Genomic DNA, 22,764 nt, shown 5'->3' with positions numbered 1-22,764 from the left:
GCGTTTGCGTCTCGCGCTGCCTCGCCCCCGCCTGCCGCATCTGCGTCTGCCGCGTTTTTCCCTGCCGCTGATGGGTGGGATGCTGCGCCTGCGCGACTGGGTGATGGGCGCCGGCGAAGCCGACAGTGCCGGGGTGGTGCTGTATGACCGGACGCTGCTGTGGCTGACCTTTGGGCTCGCGGCGATGGGCTTTATCATGGTGACGTCGGCGTCGATGCCAATCGGACAGCGCCTGGCGGACGATCCGTTTCTGTTTGCCAAGCGCGACGCGCTTTACCTGACGTTGGCCTTCGGCCTCGCTATGGTGACCCTGCGCATTCCGATGGAGTTTTGGCAGCGCTGGAGCAATGCGATGCTGCTGCTGTCGGTGGCGATGCTGCTGGTGGTGCTGGTGGTCGGCAGCTCGGTTAACGGCGCCTCGCGCTGGATCGCGCTGGGACCGCTGCGTATTCAGCCGGCGGAGTTCTCTAAGCTGTCGCTGTTTTGCTATCTCGCCAGCTATCTGGTGCGCAAGGTCGATGAGGTGCGCAATAACTTCTGGGGCTTCTGTAAGCCGATGGGGGTGATGGTGGTGCTGGCGGTGCTGCTGCTGGCGCAGCCGGACCTGGGAACCGTGGTGGTGCTGTTTGTGACGACGCTGGGGCTGCTGTTCCTGGCGGGGGCCAAGCTGTGGCAGTTCCTGGCGATCATCGGCTCGGGGATCTTCGCGGTGATCCTGCTGATTATCGCCGAGCCCTACCGTATGCGACGCGTAACGTCGTTCTGGAATCCGTGGGCCGATCCGTTCGGCAGCGGCTACCAGCTGACCCAGTCGCTGATGGCTTTTGGCCGCGGCGAGTTTTGGGGGCAGGGGCTGGGAAACTCGGTTCAGAAGCTGGAGTATTTGCCGGAGGCGCACACTGACTTTATTTTCTCCATCCTCGGCGAGGAGCTGGGCTATTTCGGTGTGGTTCTTACGCTGTTAATGGTATTCTTCGTCGCTTTTCGTGCGATGTCCATCGGACGGCGCGCACTGGAGGCCGATCAGCGTTTTTCCGGCTTTCTGGCCTGCGCCATCGGCGTCTGGTTCAGCTTTCAGGCGTTGGTTAACGTCGGCGCGGCGGCCGGCATGCTGCCGACCAAAGGGCTGACGCTGCCGCTGATAAGCTACGGCGGCTCCAGCCTGATTATTATGTCTACGGCGCTGGTATTTTTGCTGCGCATTGATTATGAAACCCGCCAGGCGAATGCCCAGGCGGTGGTTAAGGGGTCACGATGAGCGGCGCGGCGAATCATCAAGGAAACAAACGGTTGATGGTCATGGCCGGCGGTACCGGAGGACACGTGTTCCCGGGGCTGGCGGTGGCGCACTATCTGCAGGCGCAGGGATGGCAGATCCGCTGGTTGGGTACCGCGGATCGCATGGAGGCGCAGCTGGTTCCACAGCACGGCATCGAGATCGATTTTATTCAGATTTCGGGCCTGCGCGGCAAAGGGATCAAGGCGCTGCTCGGCGCACCGTTCCGCATTGTGCGTGCGGTGCTGCAGGCGCGGCGAATTATCAAGGCGTACCGTCCCGATGCGGTGCTGGGGATGGGGGGCTATGTCTCCGGCCCGGGCGGTCTGGCCGCCTGGCTGTGCGGCGTTCCGGTGGTGCTGCACGAGCAGAACGGGATCGCCGGGTTGACCAACCGCTGGCTGTCCAAGATAGCTAAACGGGTACTGCAGGCGTTTCCCGGTGCCTTTCCCCATGCGCCGGTGGTGGGAAATCCGGTGCGTGAGGATGTGCTGGCGCTGCCGGCGCCGGCGCAGCGGATGGCCGGACGCACCGGCCCCGTTCGGGTGCTGGTGGTCGGCGGCAGCCAGGGCGCCCGGATCCTGAACCAGACGCTACCCGCGGTGGCGGCGCGTCTCGGGGAGCGGGTGACCCTGTGGCATCAGACCGGGAAAGGGGCCCAGCTGTCGGTCGAGGCGGAGTATCAGCGCCTGGGGCTGCAGGAGCATCGGGTAACCGAGTTTATTGACGATATGGCGGCGGCCTATGCCTGGGCCGACGTCGTCGTATGCCGATCCGGCGCATTGACGGTCAGCGAGATCGCCGCTGCCGGTTTACCGGCGCTGTTTGTGCCCTTTATGCACAAGGATCGTCAGCAGTACTGGAATGCGGCGGCGCTGGCACGTACCGGTGCCGCCAGAATTATTGAACAGCCCGATTTTAGCGTCGATGCGGTGGTGGAGACGCTGGCGGGCTGGGATCGCCCTACGCTGTTACTGATGGCGGAAAAGGCCCGGGCGGCGGCGATCACCGATGCAACCCAGCGGGTCGCCGAGGCGATCTGCGACGTGGCGCGTTAATATCAACCCGGGTGGGGAGACCGACTCGGACAGTGAAAATGGATTAAAGTGAACAAGACAGTGAATACTCAACAGCTCGCTAAACTGCGTACCATGGTGCCGGAGATGCGCCGTGTCCGGCACATTCACTTTGTCGGCATCGGCGGCGCTGGCATGGGCGGTATTGCAGAGGTGCTGGCCAACGAGGGTTATCAGATCAGCGGCTCCGATCTGGCGCCCAACGCGGTGACCCAGCAACTGAGCGAGCTGGGCGCGCAGATCTATTTTAACCATCGCCCGGAAAACGTACGCGATGCCAGCGTTGTGGTCGTATCGACCGCGATCGCCGCCGATAACCCGGAGATTATCGCCGCCCGCGAGGCGCGTATTCCGGTGATCCGCCGCGCGGAGATGCTGGCGGAGCTGATGCGTTTCCGCCACGGTATCGCCATTGCCGGAACCCATGGCAAGACCACCACCACGGCGATGGTCTCCAGTATTTATGCCGAGGCCGGGCTGGACCCGACCTTTGTTAACGGCGGTCTGGTGAAAGCGGCCGGCACACACGCCCGCTTGGGTTCCAGTCGCTATCTGATCGCCGAGGCCGATGAGAGCGATGCCTCGTTTTTGCATCTGCAGCCGATGGTGGCGATCGTCACCAATATCGAAGCCGATCATATGGATACCTATCACGGCGATTTCGAAAACCTGAAGCAGACCTTTATCAACTTTCTGCACAACCTGCCGTTTTATGGCCGGGCGGTGCTGTGCATCGACGATCCGGTGATCCGCGAGCTGCTGCCGCGCGTCGGGCGCCAGGTGACCACCTATGGCTTTAGCCAGGATGCCGATGTCCGCATTGAGGAGTACCGCCAGTGCGGCGCCCAGGGAACCTTCTTCCTGTGTCGTCAGGATCGTCCACGCCTGGCGGTGACCCTAAATGCACCAGGTCGCCACAATGCTCTGAATGCGGCCGCCGCTGCGGCGGTAGCCAGCGAAGAGGGGATCGACGATGAGGCTATCCTGCGCGCGCTGAGCGGGTTTCAGGGCGCCGGGCGTCGCTTTGACTTCCTGGGGGAGTTTAGCCTGCAGCACGTCAACAATAAGCCGGGCAAGGTGATGCTGGTGGATGACTATGGACATCATCCGACGGAGGTAGATGCCACCATTAAGGCCGCCCGTGCCGGTTGGCCGGATCGCCGCCTGGTGATGGTTTTCCAGCCGCACCGCTTTACCCGTACCCGCGATCTGTATGATGACTTTGCCAACGTATTGTCACAGGTAGATGTCCTGCTGATGCTGGATGTGTATCCTGCCGGCGAGCATCCGATCCCCGGCGCGGATAGCCGCTCGCTGTGTCGCACCATTCGCGGGCGCGGCAAGCTGGACCCGGTGCTGGTGTCGGAGCCGGCGACGTTGGCGCAGACGCTGGCGCAGTTCCTGCAAGAGGGTGACCTGATTCTGACCCAGGGCGCCGGTAATATTGGCCGGGTGGCGCGGGTGCTGGCGGAGTGCCGCCTGCAGCCGTCCGCGGTAACGGAGTAAACGACGATGGCAGAAAAAGTAGCGGTATTGCTGGGCGGCACCTCTGCCGAGCGCGACGTCTCCCTGCTGTCGGGGCAGGCGGTGCTGAAAGGTCTGAAAGAGGCCGGTATCGATGCTTATCCGGTTGATACAATGCAGTTTCCTGCAACACAATTACGGGAAGCCGGCTTTGAGCGGGTATTTATCGCCCTGCACGGCCGCGGCGGTGAAGATGGCACCCTACAAGGGGTGCTGGAGTTTCTGCAGCTGCCCTATACCGGCAGCGGTGTGATGGCATCGGCGCTGACCATGGATAAGCTGCGCTCCAAGCAGGTGTGGCAGGCCGCCGGGCTGCCGGTGGCACCCTACGTTGCCATCAGTCGCGAGCAGTTTGACGAGGGGCTGACCATGGATACGCTGCGCGAGATTAACGATCTCGGCCTGCCGCTGATTGTGAAGCCCAGCCGCGAGGGATCCAGCGTCGGTATGAGCAAGGTCAGCGAGCCGTGCGAGTTCGATCCGGCGCTGGTCGAGGCGCTGCGCCATGATGACGAGATCCTGATCGAAAAATGGCTCGCCGGTCCAGAACACACCGTGGCCTTTATCGGCGATGAAATTTTACCGTCGATCCGTATCCAGGCTGCCGGCGCGTTCTATGATTATGAGGCCAAGTACTTATCGGATAAGACCGAGTACTTCTGTCCCAGCGGATTGAGCGATGAGCAGGAGCAGGCGCTGGCGGCGCTGGTACGCCGCGCCTATAAGGCGCTGGGATGCAGCGGCTGGGGACGGGTGGATGTGATGCAGGATGCCTGCGGGGAGTTTTGCCTGCTGGAGGTTAACACGGCGCCGGGCATGACCAGCCACAGCCTGGTTCCGATGGCCGCCCGTCAGGCTGGGATGAGTTTTTCGCAGCTGGTGGTGCGGATTTTGGAGTTAGCGGATTGATATGTCTCAGGCAGCCCTGAACTCGCGGGAACCGAGCGGTTCACCCCGTAGCCGCATCCGTCTGCGGCGCAGCAACGGGATGCGTCTGGCAGGGATGTTGTTTCTGCTGTTGGTGCTGGCCGGTATCGGCTGGGGTGGCTGGATGGTCGTCAACTGGATGAAGGACGCCAGCCGGATGCCGATGTCCAAGCTGGTTGTGACCGGGGAACGCCACTTTACGCGCAACGACGATATTTGCCAGGCGATCCTGGCGCTGGGTCCGCCGGGGACGTTTATGACTCAGAATGTGGATGTGATCCAGCAGCAGATAGAGCGTTTGCCGTGGATTAAGCAGGCCAGCGTGCGCAAGCAGTGGCCGAATGAGCTGAAGATCCACGTAGTGGAGTATGTCCCGGTGGCGCGCTGGAACGATTTGCGTTTGGTGGACAGCGACGGCAAATCGTTCAGCGTTCCGGCCGACAGAACCGGCAAACAGCCATTGCCGCTGCTGTACGGGCCGGAGGGCAGTGAAATGGATGTTCTGGAAGGTTATCGCGCGATGAGCAAGACGCTGGCGAAGGATAACTTTACGCTGAAGATGGTCTCAATGAGTGCCCGTCACTCATGGCAGCTGGGGCTGGATAACGATATCCGTCTGGAGCTGGGGCGCGAAGATGTCGCCGGGCGGCTGGCCCGCTTTGACGAACTCTATCCTGCGCTGCAGCAGCAGGCCCAGGCCACGCATCAGCGTGTCAGTTATGTGGATCTGCGTTATGACAGTGGCGCTGCGGTAGGCTGGGCGCCGGCGTACATCGATACGCCGCCGGCCGGCGCGAATCAGCAACAGAATCAGGCACAGGCTAAACAACAATGATCAAGTCGACGGACAGAAAACTGGTAGTTGGGCTGGAGATCGGTACGGCAAAAGTCGCTGCGCTGGTAGGGGAGGTTCTGCCCGATGGCATGGTCAATATTATCGGCGTGGGCAGCTGCCCGTCGCGCGGCATGGACAAGGGTGGCGTTAACGATTTGGAGTCGGTGGTGAAATGCGTGCAGCGGGCCATCGATCAGGCGGAGCTGATGGCGGACTGTCAGATATCGTCCGTGTATCTGGCGCTGTCCGGCAAGCATATCAGCTGCCAGAACGAGATCGGGATGGTGCCGATCTCGGAGGAAGAAGTGACCCAGGAAGACGTGGAAAATGTGGTGCATACCGCAAAATCAGTGCGCGTTCGCGATGAGCACCGGGTTTTACATGTGATTCCTCAAGAATATGCCATTGATTATCAGGAAGGGATTAAAAACCCGGTGGGACTGTCCGGCGTGCGGATGCAGGCCAATGTTCACCTGATCACCTGCCATAATGATATGGCGAAGAATATTGTGAAGGCGGTGGAGCGCTGTGGTCTGAAGGTGGATCAGCTGATTTTTGCCGGTCTGGCCTCCAGCTATGCGGTGCTGACGGAAGATGAACGTGAGCTGGGCGTTTGCGTGGTGGATATCGGCGGCGGCACCATGGACATGGCGGTCTATACCGGCGGTGCGCTGCGCCATACCAAAGTTATCCCCTACGCGGGTAACGTGGTGACCAGTGATATCGCCTACGCCTTCGGCACGCCGCCGACGGATGCCGAAGCGATTAAAGTGCGCTACGGATGCGCGCTGGGCTCGCTGGTCAGCAAAGATGAAAGCGTCGAGGTTCCAAGCGTGGGGGGACGCCCGCCGCGCAGCTTGCAGCGTCAAACGCTGGCTGAGGTGATCGAGCCACGCTATGCCGAGCTGCTGAACCTGGTCAACGATGAGCTGCTGCAGCTGCAGGAGCAGCTGCGTCAGCAGGGAGTGAAGCACCATCTGGCGGCAGGCATTGTTCTGACCGGCGGTGCGGCGCAGATCGAGGGGCTTGCCGCCTGCGCCCAGCGTGTGTTCCATACCCAGGTACGCATCGGGCAGCCGCTGAACATCACTGGTCTGACGGATTATGCTCAGGCGCCGTACTATTCCACGGCGGTTGGGCTGTTGCATTACGGCAAAGAGTCACACCTGAGCGGTGAGGCCGAAGTCGAAAAACGTGCCTCAGTTGGCAATTGGTTTAAGAAAATCAATGGCTGGCTGAGAAAAGAGTTTTAATGTTTGAAAAAAGGGATCATTCTACGCGTTAATGATTCCGTAGCGACAGGCACAAGACGGAGAGAAACTATGTTTGAACCAATGGAATTAACCAATGACGCGGTGATTAAGGTCATCGGCGTCGGCGGCGGCGGCGGCAACGCCGTTGAGCACATGGTACGTGAACGCATTGAAGGCGTTGAGTTTTTTGCGGTGAATACCGACGCACAGGCCCTGCGTAAGACGGCCGTTGGCCAGACCATCCAGATCGGCAGCGGCATTACTAAAGGGCTGGGCGCTGGCGCCAATCCGGAGGTCGGACGCAACGCGGCGGAAGAAGATCGTGAAGCGCTGCGCTCTGCGCTGGATGGGGCCGATATGGTCTTCATCGCAGCCGGCATGGGCGGCGGCACCGGCACCGGCGCTGCGCCGGTCGTGGCGGAAGTGGCAAAAGAGCTGGGCATCCTGACCGTTGCCGTGGTCACCAAGCCGTTTAACTTTGAAGGTAAGCGTCGTATGGCGTTTGCCGAGCAGGGTATCGCCGAGCTGTCCAAGCACGTCGATTCGCTGATCACCATCCCCAACGATAAGCTGCTTAAGGTGCTGGGACGCGGCATCTCCCTGCTGGATGCCTTCGGCGCGGCCAACGACGTGCTGAAGGGGGCGGTACAGGGTATTGCCGAACTGATCACCCGTCCGGGCCTGATGAACGTCGACTTTGCCGACGTACGTACCGTGATGTCTGAAATGGGCTACGCCATGATGGGTTCCGGTATGGCCAGCGGGGAAGACCGTGCGGAAGAGGCGGCAGAGATGGCGATCTCTTCTCCGCTGCTGGAGGACATTGATCTGTCCGGTGCCCGCGGCGTACTGGTTAACATCACCGCGGGCTTTGACCTGCGCCTGGACGAGTTTGAGACCGTCGGTAACACTATTCGCGCCTTCGCCTCTGACAACGCGACGGTGGTTATCGGTACCTCTCTCGACCCGGATATGAACGATGAGCTGCGCGTAACCGTCGTGGCCACTGGTATTGGCATGGACAAGCGTCCGGAGATCACCCTGGTGTCCAATAAGCAGGGGCAGCAGCCGGTGATCGACCAGCGCTACCAGCAGCACGGCCTGTCGCCGCTGCCGCAGGAGAGCAAGCCGGCCGCGGCCAAAGTGGTTAACGATCAGAGCGTGCCGAGCGGGAAAGAGTCTGACGACTACCTGGATATTCCGGCTTTCCTGCGTAAGCAGGCCGACTGAGTATTGGGGATCTCCGCTCTTTGTGCTAAACTGTCTTGCCGCCTTTAATGTATAGTAATTATCATTTAGAGGTGGTTAGGACGGATAAACACTGCGAGATAACACGATGATCAAACAACGGACCATAAAACGTATCGTTCAGGCGACGGGTGTCGGGCTGCATACCGGCAAGAAAGTCACGCTGACCATGCGCCCGGCTGCGGCAAACACCGGGATCATCTATCGTCGCACTGACTTGAATCCTCCGGTCGATTTCCCGGCTGATGCCAAATCGGTGCGTGACACCATGCTCTGTACATGCCTGGTTAATGAGCATGATGTGCGTATTTCTACCGTAGAGCACCTGAACGCCGCCCTGGCGGGGTTAGGGATCGATAACCTGGTTATCGAGGTCGACGCGGCTGAAATTCCGATCATGGACGGCAGCGCCGCGCCGTTTGTCTTCCTGCTGCTGGATGCCGGAATCGACGAACTGAACTGCGCCAAGAAATTCCTGCGCCTCAAAGAGGCCGTGCGGGTCGAGGACGGTGACAAGTGGGCCGAGCTGGCGCCGTATAACGGCTTTAGCCTGGACTTCACCATCGACTTCAACCACCCGGCCATCGACGCGAGTACGCAGCGCTATAGCCTGGACTTCTCTGCCGATGCGTTTGTGCGTCAGATTAGCCGTGCGCGTACCTTTGGCTTCATGCGCGACATTGAGTATCTGCAGTCCCGTGGCCTGTGCCTGGGCGGCAGCTTTGACTGCGCCATTGTCGTGGATGACTACCGCGTGCTGAACGAAGACGGCCTGCGCTTTGAGGATGAGTTTGTGCGCCACAAGATGCTGGATGCTATCGGTGACCTGTTCATGTGCGGGCACAATATCATCGGCGCCTTTACTGCGTTCAAGTCCGGCCATGCGTTGAACAACCGTCTGCTGCAGACCGTGTTGGCGAAGCAGGAAGCGTGGGAGCTGGTGACCTTTGAAGACGGTGAGGAGATGCCGCTGGCGTTCCGCGCACCGTCAACCGTTCTGGCCTAACCAACGGGCTCAGGAGCGGCGCTTCTTATCACGACTGGCTGTGTCGGTACTCTCTCCGGCCAGCGCAGCCAGTCGCTCTAGTTTTTTACGCAATCCCTCCGGGCTTTGACCGGCTAGCCAGCGCAGCTGCTGTGCGCTTTCTACGCTCAGCGTGCGCATTACCGCCTCCTCCTGCGCACTCTTCTGCCTTTCCTGTGCGAACGACTGCGCATTTTTCCCACTCTGACACATCAGGGCGGGATTAATCCTGATGTCGATCGACGACAATGATGGTAAAATCTCTCCCCTGAGTGCGGAAAGTAGACTGCTCTGCTCATAGCGCAGGCGCATCAGCCAACTGGCGTTGGCGACTTCCAGCACCAGAATGCCCTGACGAAAGTTGGCGACGCGGCAAAACGGTTTCAGCGGCGCCGGCAGCAGGGCTTGTACTGCCCGATCGAGTCGGAGTAATGCCACTGCGCGTTGCTGAACGTTTTTGAGGATGCCGTCAACGGCGGCGTTGTCATCCAGCAGGGTATCCAGGGATTGTGGGCGACTATCACGCATAAATACGGCTCCGCGGCTATTAGGGCTATTGATTCGGTACGGCATGTGATTGGTATTCTAAAGCGTTGGCGACAGTTTGGCAGACGTTATTTTTGGCCGCATCTCCTGTGGGGGATGGTGGCGGCGACGCTTGGCGTTCCGTCGCTGGCCAACGCTGAGCAGCCGCGCCCCTCTGCGCAAACCATTACCCTGCAGCGGCTGATCGCCGCGCATCACAGCCATGTCTCCCTGCAGCTGCTGTCCGGTAAGCGCCGGGGACAGGGGGTTGATTACTGGCATCAGTACGCGCTGCGTATCGCCATCCGTCAGCTGAGCAGTCGCCTGACGCCGCCGCACGCTCAAAACTGTCTATCTGCAGAGCAGCAGCGCCAGCACCTGGTGCTGCTCAGCTCGCTCAGTTCACTACTGACCCGTCAGCCTACGCTTTATGCTACGCCGCTGCACCCGTGGCCGTCGCGCTACGCGCCGTCGTCCCATGGGCACCTCCCGGCGCTGTGGCTGGCCCGGGTTCAGGGGATCCGCGCCGGTCCCGCTATCGCCGCCTGAGTTTACCGTTTCCCTTTTTGTCCGCGTTTTGACCCGGGTGGTTTGGGCCACCCATGAGAGATTGTATAACTATGTTAATTAAATTATTGACCAAGGTTTTTGGCAGCCGTAACGATCGTACCCTGCGCCGCATGCGTAAAGTGGTTGAGCAGGTTAACCACATGGAACCGGCGATGGAGCAGCTCAGCGATGAGCAGCTGAAGGCGAAGACCGTCGAGTTCCGTGAGCGTCTGGCGCAGGGCGCCGCGTTGGACAGCCTGCTGCCGGAGGCGTTTGCCACCGTCCGTGAGGCCAGCAAGCGCGTGTTTGGTATGCGTCACTTCGACGTGCAGCTGCTGGGCGGTATGGTACTGAACGAGCGCTGCATCGCAGAGATGCGCACCGGTGAAGGTAAAACCCTGACGGCGACCCTGCCGGCCTACCTGAATGCCCTGACCGGTAAAGGGGTACACGTGGTGACCGTCAACGACTATCTGGCCCAGCGTGACGCCGAAAACAACCGCCCGCTGTTTGAGTTCCTCGGCCTGAGCGTCGGCATCAACCTGCCGGGCATGGCGGCGCCGGCCAAGCGCGCCGCCTATGCGGCCGACATCACTTACGGTACCAACAACGAATACGGTTTTGACTACCTGCGCGACAATATGGCGTTCAGCCCGGAAGAGCGCGTTCAGCGCAAGCTGCACTATGCGCTGGTGGATGAGGTGGACTCCATCCTGATCGATGAAGCGCGCACGCCGCTGATCATCTCCGGTCCGGCAGAAGACAGCTCCGAGCTGTACATCAAGGTCGACAAGCTGATCCCGCACCTGAAGCGTCAGGAGAAAGAGGATTCCGATACGTTCCAGGGCGATGGACACTACTCCGTCGATGAAAAGACCCGTCAGGTTAACCTGACGGAGCGCGGTCTGGTGCTGATTGAAGAGCTGCTGGCCGGCGCCGGGATTATGGATGAGGGCGAATCGCTGTACTCCCCTGCCAATATCATGCTGATGCACCACGTGACTGCGGCGCTGCGCGCCCACGCGCTGTTTACCCGCGATGTGGACTACATCGTGAAAGAAGGTGAGGTCATCATCGTCGATGAGCACACCGGTCGTACCATGCAGGGGCGCCGCTGGTCAGACGGTCTGCATCAGGCGGTGGAGGCCAAGGAAGGGGTTCAGATCCAGAACGAAAACCAGACGCTGGCCTCCATTACCTTCCAGAACTACTTCCGTCTGTATGAGAAGCTGGCCGGGATGACCGGTACCGCCGATACCGAAGCCTTCGAATTCAGCTCTATCTATAAGCTGGATACCATTGTGGTGCCGACCAACCGCCCGATGATCCGTAAGGATTTGCCGGATCTGGTGTACATGACCGAGCAGGACAAGATCGCGGCGATCATCGAGGATATCCGCGAGCGTACGGCCAAAGGGCAGCCGGTGCTGGTGGGTACGGTCTCCATCGAAAAATCTGAAATGGTCTCTCATGAGCTGACGAAGGCCGGCATTGCCCACAGCGTGCTGAATGCCAAGTTCCATGCCAAAGAGGCCGATATCGTTGCTCAGGCCGGTCAGCCGGGCGCGGTCACCATCGCCACCAACATGGCCGGCCGCGGTACCGATATCATGCTTGGCGGCAGCTGGCAGGCAGAGATCGCGCTGTTGGAGTCGCCGACCGAAGCGCAGATCGAGGCGATTAAGGCGGCGTGGCAAACGCGTCACGACGCGGTGTTGACCGCCGGCGGTCTGCACATTATCGGCACCGAACGCCATGAGTCGCGCCGTATCGATAACCAGCTGCGCGGCCGCTCCGGTCGTCAGGGGGATGCGGGCTCCTCCCGTTTCTATCTGTCGCTGGAAGACTCCTTGATGCGTATCTTCGCCTCTGATCGCGTGGCCAACATGATGCGCAAGCTGGGGATGAAGCCGGGCGAGGCCATTGAGCACCCGTGGGTGACCAAGGCGATCGCCAACGCGCAACGTAAGGTGGAAAGCCGGAACTTCGATATTCGTAAGCAGCTGCTTGAGTACGACGATGTGGCCAGCGATCAGCGCCGCGCCATCTATACTCAGCGTAACGAGCTGCTGGACGGTGGTGATGTGGTCGATACCATCAACAGCATCCGTGAGGATGTCTTTAAGGTGGTAATCGACAGCTATATCCCGCCGCAGTCTCTGGAGGAGATGTGGGATGTCGCCGGGCTGGAAGAGCGTCTGCGCAATGACTTCGATCTGGAGCTGCCGATTACGGCGTGGTTGGATAAAGAGCCGGAGCTGCATGAGGAGACGCTGCGCGAGCGTATTCTGACGATGGCGGTGGAGCGCTACCAGAGCAAGGAAGAGGTGGTTGGCAGCGAAATGATGCGCAGCTTTGAAAAGGGCATCATGCTGCAGACCCTGGACTCCCTGTGGAAAGAGCATCTGGCGGCGATGGACTACCTGCGTCAGGGGATTCACCTGCGTGGCTATGCGCAGAAAGATCCCAAGCAGGAGTACAAGCGCGAATCCTTTGCCATGTTTGCGGCGATGTTGGAGTCCCTTAAGTATGAGGTGATCAGCGTGCTGAGCAAGGTGCAGGTGCGGATGCCGGAAGAAGTCGAGGCGCTGGAGCGCCAGCGCCGCGAGGACGCCGAGCGTCTGGCCCGTCAGCAGCAGCTGAGCCATCTGGACGATCAGAGCGCGGCGGCGCAGGAGATGGCGTCTCAGACTGGCGATCGCAAGATCGGGCGCAACGATCCCTGCCCGTGCGGCTCCGGCAAGAAGTATAAGCAGTGCCATGGACGCCTCAATGCCTGATCGTTTGGGCATTAGGTGATCACCGACAGGGAAGCGCAGTGCGCCTCCCTGTTTTTTTATCTTACGGGTACTCCGTGCTCAAGGAGAGGTAGAGATGACCCAGTCGCTACCGACGCTGCAGATTGCCGTCGGAATTATTCGCAACGCACGGCAGGAGATCTTTATTGCCCGGCGCCAGTCCGGCAGCCACCTGGCCGGTCTGTGGGAGTTTCCCGGCGGTAAAATCGAGCCGGGAGAGCACGCCCGGCAGGCGCTGACGCGTGAGCTACAAGAGGAGGTGGGGATCTCGGTAGCGCCGGCGTCAGCGCAGCTGCTGCGGCGTATCGAGCATACCTTCAGCGATCGGCGGGTGGTGCTGCACTTCTTTTTGGTCGGCGCCTGGCAGGGGGAGCCCTGTGGCCGGGAGGGGCAAGAGACCCGCTGGGTCGCGGCGGCCTCGCTGTGTGCCGCCGATTTTCCTGCGCCAAACCGGGCGATAATCGAAGCGCTGCGCGCCCAGGGATAGCGCACAAAAAAAGGCGCCTATCGGGCGCCTCAATTGCGGTGAGCGAGGGGACGAAGCCTCAGCGGTCGTCTCCCTCACTCCACTCTTCGCTGTCGGAGTGGGTCGCGTCGCTGGCGATCCGCTTCTCTTCGTTGGCCCATTCGCCCAGATCGATAAGCTGGCAGCGTTTGCTGCAGAACGGGCGGTAAGGACTCTGCTCTCCCCAGATAACCGCGCTGCCGCAGGTCGGGCAGGCGACGGTGATGATCTCGTTTTCCATTGCTAACTCCCTAAGGCCGCCGCTCAGCAGCAGGCCAGATTGAACGACAGGCGATCCGGCACCACGCCATGCTCGCTGTCCAGCGGCAGAAAGCGAATGGCAAAGCGGCTCTTATGGCCGGAAACCTGCGGATAAATTTGCAGATCCAGCGCCAGCTGAATACGCAGCATGTCGGCGCCGTCGGCATTATCTTGGTAGAAGCCGTGTAGGCTGGTCATCGGCTTAAAAGCGGCGGCCTTGCGCAGCAGATCCAGCACCAGCGTCAGGCTGTCCGTCAGCGGTGCCAAGGAGGCTATCCAGGCGTCGATCTGACGATCGCGCGCGGCCTGATCCAGGCTCAGCCACAGGTAGAGCGTCGGCAGATCAAAGCTGCAGCAGCCACCGGGGATCCCTAGCCGCTGGCGGACCAAGGCGACCAGGCGATCTTCGCGCAGCGTCTGGCCGATACGGGGCGCTGCCATCAGGACGGCGGCCTGTTGCTTTAGACGCTGGCTCAACGCATGGATCATCTCCTGATCGACGCCCGGTGCGTTGAGCCACTGCATCAGCTTGCGCTGCTGGCGCTCCAGCTCTTTGAGCAGATCGGTTCGCACCTCGCCGCGCTCCAGCACATCAAGCAGGTCGGACAGGGTACGAAAGAAGGTGAGGGCACCGCTGGTATCGCGCTGCGGTCGATGCTGCAGCAACTGCTGCAGCAGAAATTCCAGGCGCAGCCAGGTACGCATTTTTTCATTGAGCGGGTATTCAAACAGTATGGTCGGAGCGGCGTCACTCATGCTTGTGATCCTGTCGAGGCGGCGGCCGCCTGCGCGAGCGCCAGATAGAGGCGATGCAGGGCGGCGACCTGTGGGGCCAGCGCATCGGCGGACCCGCTGTTATCAATAATATCATCGGCGTAGGCTAGGCGCTGCTCCCGGGTGGTCTGGGCGGCGAGGATACGCTGCGCCTGTTCATGGCTGAGACCATCGCGCGCCTGGGTACGCGCCAGCTGCTGTTCGACGGGCAAATCGACGACCGCGATACGATCCGCCTGCGCCGTGAGGTGATTCTCGATCAGCAACGGCACCACCCATAGGGCGTAGGGGGCCGCTACCTGCGCCAGCTGACGCTGGGTCTCCGCCTGGATCAGCGGGTGCAGCAGGGCGTTAAGCCAGGCTTTTTCCTGCGGCTGGGCAAAAACGATATGACGTAGGGCGGTGCGATCCAGGCTGCCGTCCGCCCGTAAAACCCGCGCGCCGAAGTGGGCCGTAATCTGCACCAGGGCCGGCTGTCCCCACTCGACCATCTGACGGGCGATGACGTCGGCATCGACCAGCGGCACGCCGAGGCGGGCAAAGGTCTCAGCCACGGTGGATTTACCGCTGCCGATACCGCCGGTGAGAGCAACTGTGTATGCCATGAGGAGATCCTGCGAGACTGTGCGCGGGCGTGAGCTGCGCGGAAAAATCGGCGAACCTGCGGATCATAATGGACCTGACGGTAAGTGCAAGTCACGCGTGCGGCAGAAGACGATACCGAGAGGATGCTGAGGCCGATTATCGTGGGTAAATTCAGAACAGTGTACCTGAAATTTTGTTGAAAAAGCAGACTTGTCGCCGTGTTATTCCTGCGTATGATAACGTCACTGGAACTGGCGTCATACAGCAGCCAATCGTTTGTATGATCACATTTTCTCTAATATTGTCGCCATTAACCAGGAAAGTATCTCATGCGCATTGAAGAAGATCTGAAGCTGGGTTTTAAGGATGTCCTGATCCGCCCGAAGCGTTCTACGCTGAAAAGCCGCTCTGATGTTGAGCTCGCCCGCGAGTATCGCTTTAAGCACAGCGGCTGGCAGTGGTCAGGTGTTCCGCTGATCGCGGCCAACATGGATACCGTCGGCACATTTAGCATGGCGCGGGTGCTGGCCGGTTTTGATGTGCTGACCGCCGTGCACAAGCACTACAGCGTGGAGCAGTGGCAGAGCTTTGTCTCCAGCGTCGGTGAAGAGACGCTGCGCCATGTGATGGTCTCGACTGGGACCTCCGAGGCGGACTTTATCAAGCTGCGTCAGATCCTCGCGCTCTCCCCGTCCCTGAAGTTCATCTGTATCGATGTCGCCAACGGTTATTCCGAACACTTCGTTGACTTTCTGCGCAGGGCGCGCGACGCCTGCCCGGACAAAGTGATCTGCGCCGGTAACGTGGTCACCGGTGAGATGGTGGAGGAACTGATCCTCTCCGGGGCCGATATTGTCAAGGTGGGCATCGGCCCCGGCTCCGTGTGCACCACCCGGGTCAAGACCGGCGTCGGCTACCCGCAGCTCTCCGCCGTCATTGAGTGCGCCGATGCCGCGCACGGGCTGGGCGGGCAGATCGTGTCTGATGGCGGCTGTACCGTGCCGGGCGACGTGGCCAAAGCGTTTGGCGGCGGCGCTGACTTCGTGATGCTAGGCGGCATGCTGGCGGCCCATGAGGAGTGCGAAGGACGCATTGTCGAAGAGCAGGGGCGCAAGATAATGCTGTTCTACGGTATGAGCTCGGCCTCGGCGATGAACCGCCACGTCGGCGGCGTCGCAGACTATCGCGCGGCGGAGGGGAAGACCGTTAGCCTGCCGCTGCGCGGTCCGGTGGAAAATACCGTGCGTGATATTCTGGGCGGCCTGCGCTCTGCCTGCACCTATGTCGGGGCGTCGCGTCTCAAAGAGCTGACCAAGCGTACGACCTTTATCCGGGTGGCCGAGCAGGAGAACCGTGTCTTTGGCCGGGCCGATTGAGCGCCTGCGCCGCGAGCTCTGCCCTGTATCAATAACGCCGGCGATCGCCGGCGTTATTGCATTACGTTGCCCAGATGCAGAATCGGCAGGTACATGGCCAGCACCAGTAGGGCTATCAGGGCCGCGCTTATCATGAGCATGGCCGGCTCCGCCAGTGAGGCCAGCGTCTCACCGCGCCGCTGTGCGCTGTGGCGATAGAACTCCCCCAGATGGCGACTGACAGCGGCGAGGCGCCCCGCGGCCTCACCCTGGCGGATCAGCTGTCGGCACTGGGGCGGAAAAAGACGCGGATCGCGCAGGGCCGCTGAGAGCAACTCTCCCTGACGCAGGCGTAGCACGCCGGTATGCAGGGCGCGGCGATAGGCTGCCAGCGGTAGAGAGCGGCGGCAGCAGTTTAGCGCCGCCGGCAGCGTGATCCCGGCCTGTAGCATCAGTGCCAGCATCTGAAACAGCTGCGCGAGGGTGACATCGCGCAGCAGAATGCCATAGCCCGGAAGGCGCAGGGCGAGGTGCTGCAGCGCGCCCCGCATCCGTGGGCCGCGGCGGCGCAGCGCGACCAGCGCGAGTCCGGCCAGCGGGATACCCGCGGCCATCCAGTGCCACCCCCAACGCAGGGCATCGGCCAGCGTCAGGAGTTGCTGGGTCAGCCAGGGCAGCGGCGCATCGAGCGATGCGTACAGCTGGGCAAACTGCGGCAGCAGGGTTAGCAGCATGCCCAGTGCGATCAGCAGCGCGACCGACAGCAGGAACAGCGGGTAGCGTAGCGAACGCAGCAGGCGTTGGCGCAGCGCGTGCGCCTGCTGCTGCTGGTGGGCCAGCTGGCGGCAGACGTCGGCCAGCGCGCCGCTTTGTTCCGCCGCCGCCAGAGTTCGACCGTACAGCGCGGGAAAAATGGCGGGCTGCCCGCGCAGCGCCTGGGAGAGTGTCAGCCCATCGGCAACCTCGCGGCTCAGCTGATGGATCAGCGCCCGCCACTCGGCGTGAGGGTGCCCGTTAGCCATCAAATCCAGCGCCGGGAGCAGCGGTACCCCGGCCTCCAGCAGATCGGCCAACTGGGTAATAAAGTCACTGCAGGCGCCGCCATGCCAGCGATAGCGCAGCGGGCGACGGGCGGTGACGATGGCGAGGGGCAGGACGCCGTGCGCCGCAAGGTCGCGGCGCAGATGGCGGCGGCTGAGGCTGAGCCGCGTTTCCATCCATCCCCTGCCATCCCGATCGAGGAGCCGACAGTGATACAGCCGGGGCTTCACGCCTGCGGTCCCAGCACCCGTAGAACCTCCCCCCAGGAGGTCTTGCCCTGTTCGGCCAGGCGGTGGGCCGTCGTGTGCAGCGGGATCATCCCCTGCGCTTCGGCCAGCTGCTGCAGCCGGGCGCTGTCAGCGCCGCTGCGCATGGCCTGGCGTAGGGTGGGCGTCGGCGTCAGCAGTTCAAACAGGGCGCGCCGGCCACGGTAGCCGCCGCTGCAGTGGGCGCACTCGCCCGGCAGCCAGCTGGGACGAGTGGCGCCAGGCTCCCGCTGGCGACAGTGGCGGCACAGGCGACGTACCAGACGCTGGGCGATGACCAACAGCAGGCTGTCGGCCAGCAGATAGGGCGCGATACCCAGCTGTAGCAGGCGGGTCAGGCTCTGGGTGGCGCTATTGGTATGTAAGGTCGAGAGCACCAGATGTCCGGTCTGGGCGGCGTTAACGGCGATATGCGCGGTGGTTTCATCGCGGATTTCCCCGATCATGATGACGTCGGGATCTTGGCGCAGCAGGGCGCGTAGTACGGTGGCGAACTGCAGCCCGGCGCGTGGGGCTATCGCGGTCTGATTGATGTTGTCCAGCGGTGTTTCAATGGGATCTTCAACGCTGCAAATATTGAGCGTCTGCGCGTTCAGCCGGCGTAGTCCGGCGTAGAGGGTCGCGGTTTTTCCGCTGCCGGTCGGTCCGGTCACCAAGATCAGGCCCTGGGGCTGCGCTAATGCCTGAGCCAGCGTCTGACGCTGTGTGGGGCTCAGCCCTAGCCGGGCTAGGCTACGGGGCGTTTCCCGGGTGCTGACCTGGCGCAGCACCGCTTTTTCACCGTGCAGCGTCGGGAGCGTAGAGAGGCGAAAGCTGGGCGTTTGCTCACCCAGGGGGATACGCAGTTGGCCGTCCTGAGGCAGGCGTCGCTCGGCGATATCCAGACCGGCCAATACCTTCAGGCGAGTCACTAAGCGGGTGAATTGCAGCGTGGGGTAGTCCGTCAGCGGGTGTAGTACCCCGTCGATGCGCAGCCGTACGTGTCCCCGGGTCTCCTGCGGCTCCAGATGGATGTCGGAGGCGCGTCGCCGCAGCGCATGGAGCAGCAGCTGCTCCAGCTGTGGGGCGGTTTGGCTATCCTCCGTGGCGGGATACAGCGTCTCTTCCTCCTCTGACTGCCGGCGGCTCAGGGGGCGCCACTGGGCATCCAGTCCGGTAGCAAAGCGGATGGCTTCCAGCAGCGCGGCGGGCGCCTCGTTCAGCCCGCCGACGATAATGCTGTGCCGATCCTGATGCAGCAGACGGCAGCGATAGCGGCGGCAGAGTCGCTGGAGATCGCTCATGGTCTCTCTCCGCCGTCGGTTTCTCGCAGGACGCTGCGACAGGCCTCCAGCAGCGCGGCGTTATTATCTTCGCTCTGGCAGCGCTGTTGCCAACGCAGAGTGCCCGCGCTGCGATCTAGCATTGGCGTTAGCGTCACCCGCAGACCGGCCAGCGTCTGCTGGCCGCTCAGCGAGATAATGCCCGCATCGACGCTCAGTGTGCTGACATAGGCCGACGGCGGAAACGCCGCCAACCCCAGCTGCGCTTCGCTGCAGGCGGCAAGGCTGCCCTGCTCCAGTGCACACAGTTCGACCTCGGTGCGATAGGGGGTGACCGCCTGCAGAACATCCGTCATGGCCGCTTTTTGCAGGTAGCGTTGATAGGCCGGTACGGCTATGGCGCCGAGAATGGCGATGATAGCGATTACGATCATGAGCTCCAGCAGGGTGAAGCCGTGCTGTGATGACATAGATACCTCCACGGGTTGCGTTTGGAGAGTGTGCCCGAGCGGGCCGCTGCCGACGAGCCGCGCTGACGCAGGCTGCGCGCCGCGCCGTGGCTTAGCTGTATCGGTTGCGCCTGTGTCCATCGTCGGTGCGGCGTGTGCTATAGAATGGGGCGGCGTTTTTCAGTGGCTTCTCGCGGGGAGGAGGCGGCGCGAGCGGCGAATCATGCTACCCTGTAGGCAGTTTGAATCGCGGGAGGTCGCGTTAGTGATGCAATTAGAGCAGGGGTGGCTGACGGGCGCGCGGCGCGTGCCGTCGCCACATTGTGATGCGCGTCCGCAGGGGGAGCTTCCCTCCCTGCTGGTGATCCACAATATCAGTCTGCCTCCAGGAAAGTTCGGTGGCCCCTATATCGACCACTTGTTCAGCGGTACGCTGGCGTGTGACGGCGATCCTTTTTTTGTCGGTTTGCAGGGGCTGCGGGTCTCTGCGCACTGCTTGATCCGGCGTGATGGGAAGATTGTCCAGTATGTGCCCTTTGAACGCCGGGCGTGGCATGCCGGCGTATCACGCTATCAAGGGCGCGAGCGCTGTAATGATTTTTCTGTGGGCATTGAGCTGGAGGGGACGGATACGCAGGTGTATACCCCGCAGCAGTATCGGGCGCTGGTGCGGATCAGCGCGCTGTTGATGCGTCACTATCCGATGTCACCGGCGCGGGTGACCGGCCATAGCGATATCGCCCCCGGGCGTAAAACTGATCCCGGCCCGGCGTTTCGCTGGGATGAGTACCACCGTTTACTGCGGGCGGCGTTGGCCGGATCCGCAGCCACACCCGATCGTCACTGAAGAGAGAGCTACCGGAGATGACGTTATTCTCGCTACTGCTGGTTTTGGGCTGGGAGCGGCTGTTTAAGCTGGGGGATCGCTGGCAGCTGGATCGCTGTCTTGTCCCGCTGTTTGCCCGCATAAAGCGGGTATCGCTGGCTAAAACGCTGCTGCTGCTATTGCTGTGGATGCTACTGATTGGCGCGCTACTCCAGGGGATTAAGGGGCTGTTTTTCGGCCTGCCGACGCTGCTGATGTGGGTTTTCATCGGGCTGCTGTGCTTTGGCGCGGGGGCGATTCGCCGCGACTATCGCGCCTATATGAAAGCGGCGCGGCGGGGAGAGCAGGATGCGATGACGCAGATGACGGCGGAGCTGGCGCTGATCCCGGGGCTGTCGGCCGATACGCGTCCGGAGGTCCGCCTGCGTGAGCTGCAGAGCGTGCTGGTGTGGATCAACTATCGCTTCTATCTGGCGCCCCTGTTCTATTTTGTGATAGCCGGGCCTTACGGCCCGGTGGCGCTCGGCGGCTATGCGCTGCTGCGGGCCTATCAGACCTGGCTGACCCGCCAGGCCGACCCGCTGATGCGCGCGCAGGCCGGGATCGATCGTCTGCTGCACTGGGTCGACTGGATCCCGGTGCGGCTGGCTGGGATTGCCTACGCCCTGCTGGGGCACGGTGAGCGTGCGCTGCCGGCCTGGCTGGCATCGCTGGGCGATCTGCGGAGCGGCCAGTACCAGGTGCTGACGGGGCTGGCGCAGCTTTCGCTGGCACGCGATCCGCACCTGGATGGGGTAAAGACGCCGCTGGCGGCGGTGACGCTGGCGCGGCGCATTACGCTGGTGTTGATCGTGGCGGTGGCGCTACTGACCATTTATGGCGCGCTGCTCTAGCGGGATAAGCGACCGCGTGCGATAGGCGAAAAAAAACCGGCGCGAGAGATAGCGCCGGTTTTTTTATTTGGCAGCGCCGCGCGCTAGTCGGGGAGGCGTGCGCTGTGTTGCCGCGAACGCTGTTTGATGGCATAGCCGACGGCCAGTACGACCAGCCATAGCGGGATTAACAGTACCGAAATCTGGATCCCCGGGGTAAGGAACATAATGACCAGGATGGCGGCCATAAACAGCAGACACAGATAGTTGCCCGCCGGGTACCAGAAGGCACGGAAACGGGGAACCACGCCTTCGCGGTTTTTCTGCGCCCGAAAACGCAGATGCGCGACGCTGATCATCGCCCAGTTTATCACCAGCGCGGAGACGACCAGCGCCATTAACAGCTCGAAGGCTTTGCCCGGCATCAGGTAGTTAATCAGTACGCACAGCAGGGTGGCCGCCGCTGAGAGGCCGATCGCCACTACCGGGACACCGCGCCCGTCCACCTTGAGCAGTGCCCGCGGGCCATTCCCCTGCTGGGCCAGGCCGAACAGCATACGGCTGTTGCAGTAGACGCAGCTGTTGTAGACCGACAGCGCCGCGGTCAGCACCACGATATTGAGGACGGTGGCGACCAGGTTACTGTCCAGCGCGTGGAAGATCATGACGAACGGGCTGCCGCCCTCGACCACCTTACCCCACGGGTAGAGGGAGAGCAGGATCGCCAGAGAGCCGATGTAGAAAATCAGAATGCGGTAAATGACCTGATTGGTCGCCTTGGGGATGCTGCGCTGCGGATCGTCGGCCTCCGCAGCGGTGATCCCGACCAGCTCCAGACCGCCGAAAGAGAACATGATCACCGCCATAGCCATGACCAGCCCCATGACGCCATTGGGGAAGAATCCGCCCTGATCCCACAGGTTACTCACGGCGGCCTCGGGGCCGCCGTGCCCGCTGAACAGCAGCCAGCCGCCAAAGAGGATCATCCCGATGATGGCGACCACCTTAATAATGGCGAACCAGAACTCCAGCTCGCCGTAGATTTTGACGTTGGCCAGATTGATGGCGTTGATCAGCAGGAAGAAGACTGCGGCGGAGACCCAGGTCGGGATGTCCGGAAACCAGTACTGTACATAGATGCCCACGGCCGTCAGCTCGGCCATAGCGACCAGCACATACAGCACCCAGTAGTTCCAGCCGGAGGCAAAACCGGCAAAGTCCCCCCAGTATTTGTAGGCAAAGTGACTGAATGAACCGGCCACCGGCTCCTCGACCACCATTTCACCCAGCTGGCGCATGATCAGAAAGGCGATAAATCCGCCGATGGCGTAGCCCAGCAGCACCGATGGCCCGGCCATTTTAATGGTTTGTGCGATCCCTAGAAACAGCCCTGTGCCGATGGCGCCGCCTAGGGCGATCAGCTGTATATGGCGATTCTTCAGGCCACGGTGTAGCTGCTCGCCGTGTTGCTCACTCATATCTCTTACCCTCATCCGGCTCTGTTCAGGGATACTGTCAGCGCCATTCTGTCAT

General features: G+C 61.7%; 22 protein-coding genes. 14 read left to right on the top strand and 8 right to left on the bottom strand.

Annotation, left to right across the window (positions count from 1 at the left end; all coding sequences use genetic code 11):
• Positions 1 to 4: 4 nt before the first annotated feature.
• The 8 genes from ftsW (at position 5) to lpxC (ending at position 9,145) form a co-directional block, all read left to right on the top strand.
• Positions 5 to 1,258, top strand: coding sequence for a cell division protein FtsW (gene ftsW / locus QY76_RS17100; protein WP_174434951.1), 1,254 nt, complete (start codon positions 5 to 7; stop codon positions 1,256 to 1,258).
• Entirely contained in the window at positions 1,255 to 2,334 is a 1,080-nt protein-coding gene (gene murG, locus QY76_RS17095) for an undecaprenyldiphospho-muramoylpentapeptide beta-N-acetylglucosaminyltransferase (protein WP_034163138.1), read from the top strand. The genes ftsW and murG overlap by 4 nt, the downstream gene beginning before the upstream one ends.
• Positions 2,335 to 2,394: 60 nt before the next feature.
• On the top strand, positions 2,395 to 3,858 hold the full coding sequence (gene murC / locus QY76_RS17090; RefSeq protein ID WP_045425145.1) for a UDP-N-acetylmuramate--L-alanine ligase: 1,464 nt from the start codon (positions 2,395 to 2,397) through the stop codon (positions 3,856 to 3,858).
• A 6-nt stretch (positions 3,859 to 3,864) separates the two neighbouring features.
• Positions 3,865 to 4,785 (top strand): D-alanine--D-alanine ligase, encoded by a 921-nt coding sequence (locus tag QY76_RS17085; protein WP_045425143.1) that lies wholly within the window; start codon positions 3,865 to 3,867, stop codon positions 4,783 to 4,785.
• Position 4,786: 1 nt separating this feature from the next.
• The gene (gene ftsQ / locus QY76_RS17080) at positions 4,787 to 5,638 is read left to right on the top strand and encodes a cell division protein FtsQ (RefSeq protein WP_045425141.1); all 852 of its coding nucleotides are present in this window, start codon (positions 4,787 to 4,789) and stop codon (positions 5,636 to 5,638) included.
• Positions 5,635 to 6,891: a cell division protein FtsA gene (gene ftsA, locus QY76_RS17075; RefSeq protein ID WP_045425139.1), complete on the top strand. Its 1,257-nt coding sequence runs from the start codon at positions 5,635 to 5,637 to the stop codon at positions 6,889 to 6,891. Before ftsQ ends, ftsA begins: the two co-directional genes overlap by 4 nt.
• A gap of 69 nt (positions 6,892 to 6,960) precedes the next feature.
• Positions 6,961 to 8,121: a cell division protein FtsZ gene (ftsZ, locus tag QY76_RS17070; RefSeq protein WP_034163143.1), complete on the top strand. Its 1,161-nt coding sequence runs from the start codon at positions 6,961 to 6,963 to the stop codon at positions 8,119 to 8,121.
• A 106-nt stretch (positions 8,122 to 8,227) separates the two neighbouring features.
• The gene (lpxC, locus tag QY76_RS17065) at positions 8,228 to 9,145 is read left to right on the top strand and encodes a UDP-3-O-acyl-N-acetylglucosamine deacetylase (RefSeq protein WP_012847514.1); all 918 of its coding nucleotides are present in this window, start codon (positions 8,228 to 8,230) and stop codon (positions 9,143 to 9,145) included.
• A gap of 9 nt (positions 9,146 to 9,154) precedes the next feature.
• On the opposite strand, the gene QY76_RS17060 is transcribed toward lpxC, so the two are convergent.
• Entirely contained in the window at positions 9,155 to 9,691 is a 537-nt protein-coding gene (locus tag QY76_RS17060) for a DUF721 domain-containing protein (RefSeq protein WP_034163144.1), read from the bottom strand.
• Between the two features lie 45 nt (positions 9,692 to 9,736).
• Here QY76_RS17060 and secM point away from each other — a divergent pair, with 45 nt between their 5' ends.
• From secM to mutT, 3 genes are all read left to right on the top strand, one after another.
• Positions 9,737 to 10,237 (top strand): secA translation cis-regulator SecM, encoded by a 501-nt coding sequence (gene secM, locus QY76_RS17055; RefSeq protein ID WP_034163146.1) that lies wholly within the window; start codon positions 9,737 to 9,739, stop codon positions 10,235 to 10,237.
• A 71-nt stretch (positions 10,238 to 10,308) separates the two neighbouring features.
• Positions 10,309 to 13,017: a preprotein translocase subunit SecA gene (secA, locus tag QY76_RS17050; RefSeq protein WP_034163147.1), complete on the top strand. Its 2,709-nt coding sequence runs from the start codon at positions 10,309 to 10,311 to the stop codon at positions 13,015 to 13,017.
• Positions 13,018 to 13,111: 94 nt separating this feature from the next.
• A complete protein-coding gene (mutT, locus tag QY76_RS17045) occupies positions 13,112 to 13,522 on the top strand; it encodes an 8-oxo-dGTP diphosphatase MutT (RefSeq protein ID WP_034163148.1) in 411 nt (136 codons plus the stop codon).
• A gap of 58 nt (positions 13,523 to 13,580) precedes the next feature.
• On the opposite strand, the gene yacG is transcribed toward mutT, so the two are convergent.
• From yacG to coaE, 3 genes are read right to left on the bottom strand one after another with little or no spacing between them, the layout of a single operon-like run.
• On the bottom strand, positions 13,581 to 13,781 hold the full coding sequence (gene yacG, locus QY76_RS17040) for a DNA gyrase inhibitor YacG (RefSeq protein ID WP_034163149.1): 201 nt from the start codon (positions 13,779 to 13,781) through the stop codon (positions 13,581 to 13,583).
• Between the two features lie 23 nt (positions 13,782 to 13,804).
• A complete protein-coding gene (gene zapD / locus QY76_RS17035) occupies positions 13,805 to 14,557 on the bottom strand; it encodes a cell division protein ZapD (RefSeq protein WP_034163150.1) in 753 nt (250 codons plus the stop codon).
• The gene (gene coaE / locus QY76_RS17030) at positions 14,554 to 15,180 is read right to left on the bottom strand and encodes a dephospho-CoA kinase (protein ID WP_045425137.1); all 627 of its coding nucleotides are present in this window, start codon (positions 15,178 to 15,180) and stop codon (positions 14,554 to 14,556) included. The genes zapD and coaE overlap by 4 nt, the downstream gene beginning before the upstream one ends.
• A 309-nt stretch (positions 15,181 to 15,489) precedes the next feature.
• On the opposite strand from coaE, the gene QY76_RS17025 reads away from it, so the two are divergent.
• Complete coding sequence (locus QY76_RS17025) at positions 15,490 to 16,536, top strand: GMP reductase (RefSeq protein WP_045425135.1); 1,047 nt, start codon at positions 15,490 to 15,492, stop codon at positions 16,534 to 16,536.
• Positions 16,537 to 16,589: 53 nt separating this feature from the next.
• Here QY76_RS17025 and QY76_RS17020 read toward each other — a convergent pair whose 3' ends face one another.
• Genes QY76_RS17020 through ppdD form a run of 3 tightly spaced genes read right to left on the bottom strand, consistent with a single transcriptional unit; the run spans position 16,590 to position 19,554 of the window.
• Positions 16,590 to 17,732, bottom strand: a complete 1,143-nt coding sequence (locus QY76_RS17020) for a type II secretion system F family protein (RefSeq protein ID WP_045425133.1) — start codon at positions 17,730 to 17,732, stop codon at positions 16,590 to 16,592.
• 50 nt (positions 17,733 to 17,782) lie between these two features.
• Positions 17,783 to 19,105, bottom strand: a complete 1,323-nt coding sequence (locus tag QY76_RS17015) for a GspE/PulE family protein (protein WP_034163154.1) — start codon at positions 19,103 to 19,105, stop codon at positions 17,783 to 17,785.
• The gene (ppdD, locus tag QY76_RS17010; RefSeq protein WP_034163155.1) at positions 19,102 to 19,554 is read right to left on the bottom strand and encodes a prepilin peptidase-dependent pilin; all 453 of its coding nucleotides are present in this window, start codon (positions 19,552 to 19,554) and stop codon (positions 19,102 to 19,104) included. The genes QY76_RS17015 and ppdD overlap by 4 nt, the downstream gene beginning before the upstream one ends.
• A 247-nt stretch (positions 19,555 to 19,801) precedes the next feature.
• Here ppdD and ampD point away from each other — a divergent pair, with 247 nt between their 5' ends.
• On the top strand, positions 19,802 to 20,380 hold the full coding sequence (gene ampD, locus QY76_RS17005) for a 1,6-anhydro-N-acetylmuramyl-L-alanine amidase AmpD (RefSeq protein ID WP_045425131.1): 579 nt from the start codon (positions 19,802 to 19,804) through the stop codon (positions 20,378 to 20,380).
• Between the two features lie 17 nt (positions 20,381 to 20,397).
• Complete coding sequence (gene ampE, locus QY76_RS17000) at positions 20,398 to 21,252, top strand: beta-lactamase regulator AmpE (protein ID WP_045425129.1); 855 nt, start codon at positions 20,398 to 20,400, stop codon at positions 21,250 to 21,252.
• An 83-nt stretch (positions 21,253 to 21,335) separates the two neighbouring features.
• Here ampE and QY76_RS16995 read toward each other — a convergent pair whose 3' ends face one another.
• Positions 21,336 to 22,709 (bottom strand): amino acid permease, encoded by a 1,374-nt coding sequence (locus QY76_RS16995; protein WP_034163159.1) that lies wholly within the window; start codon positions 22,707 to 22,709, stop codon positions 21,336 to 21,338.
• Positions 22,710 to 22,764 lie beyond the last annotated feature (55 nt).

It is taken from the genome of Edwardsiella sp. EA181011 (genome assembly GCF_000800725.1).
GTDB lineage: Bacteria > Pseudomonadota > Gammaproteobacteria > Enterobacterales > Enterobacteriaceae > Edwardsiella > Edwardsiella anguillarum.
The sequence above is the reverse complement of the archived record's forward strand: the minus strand, read 5'-3'. Positions and strand labels throughout refer to the sequence as shown.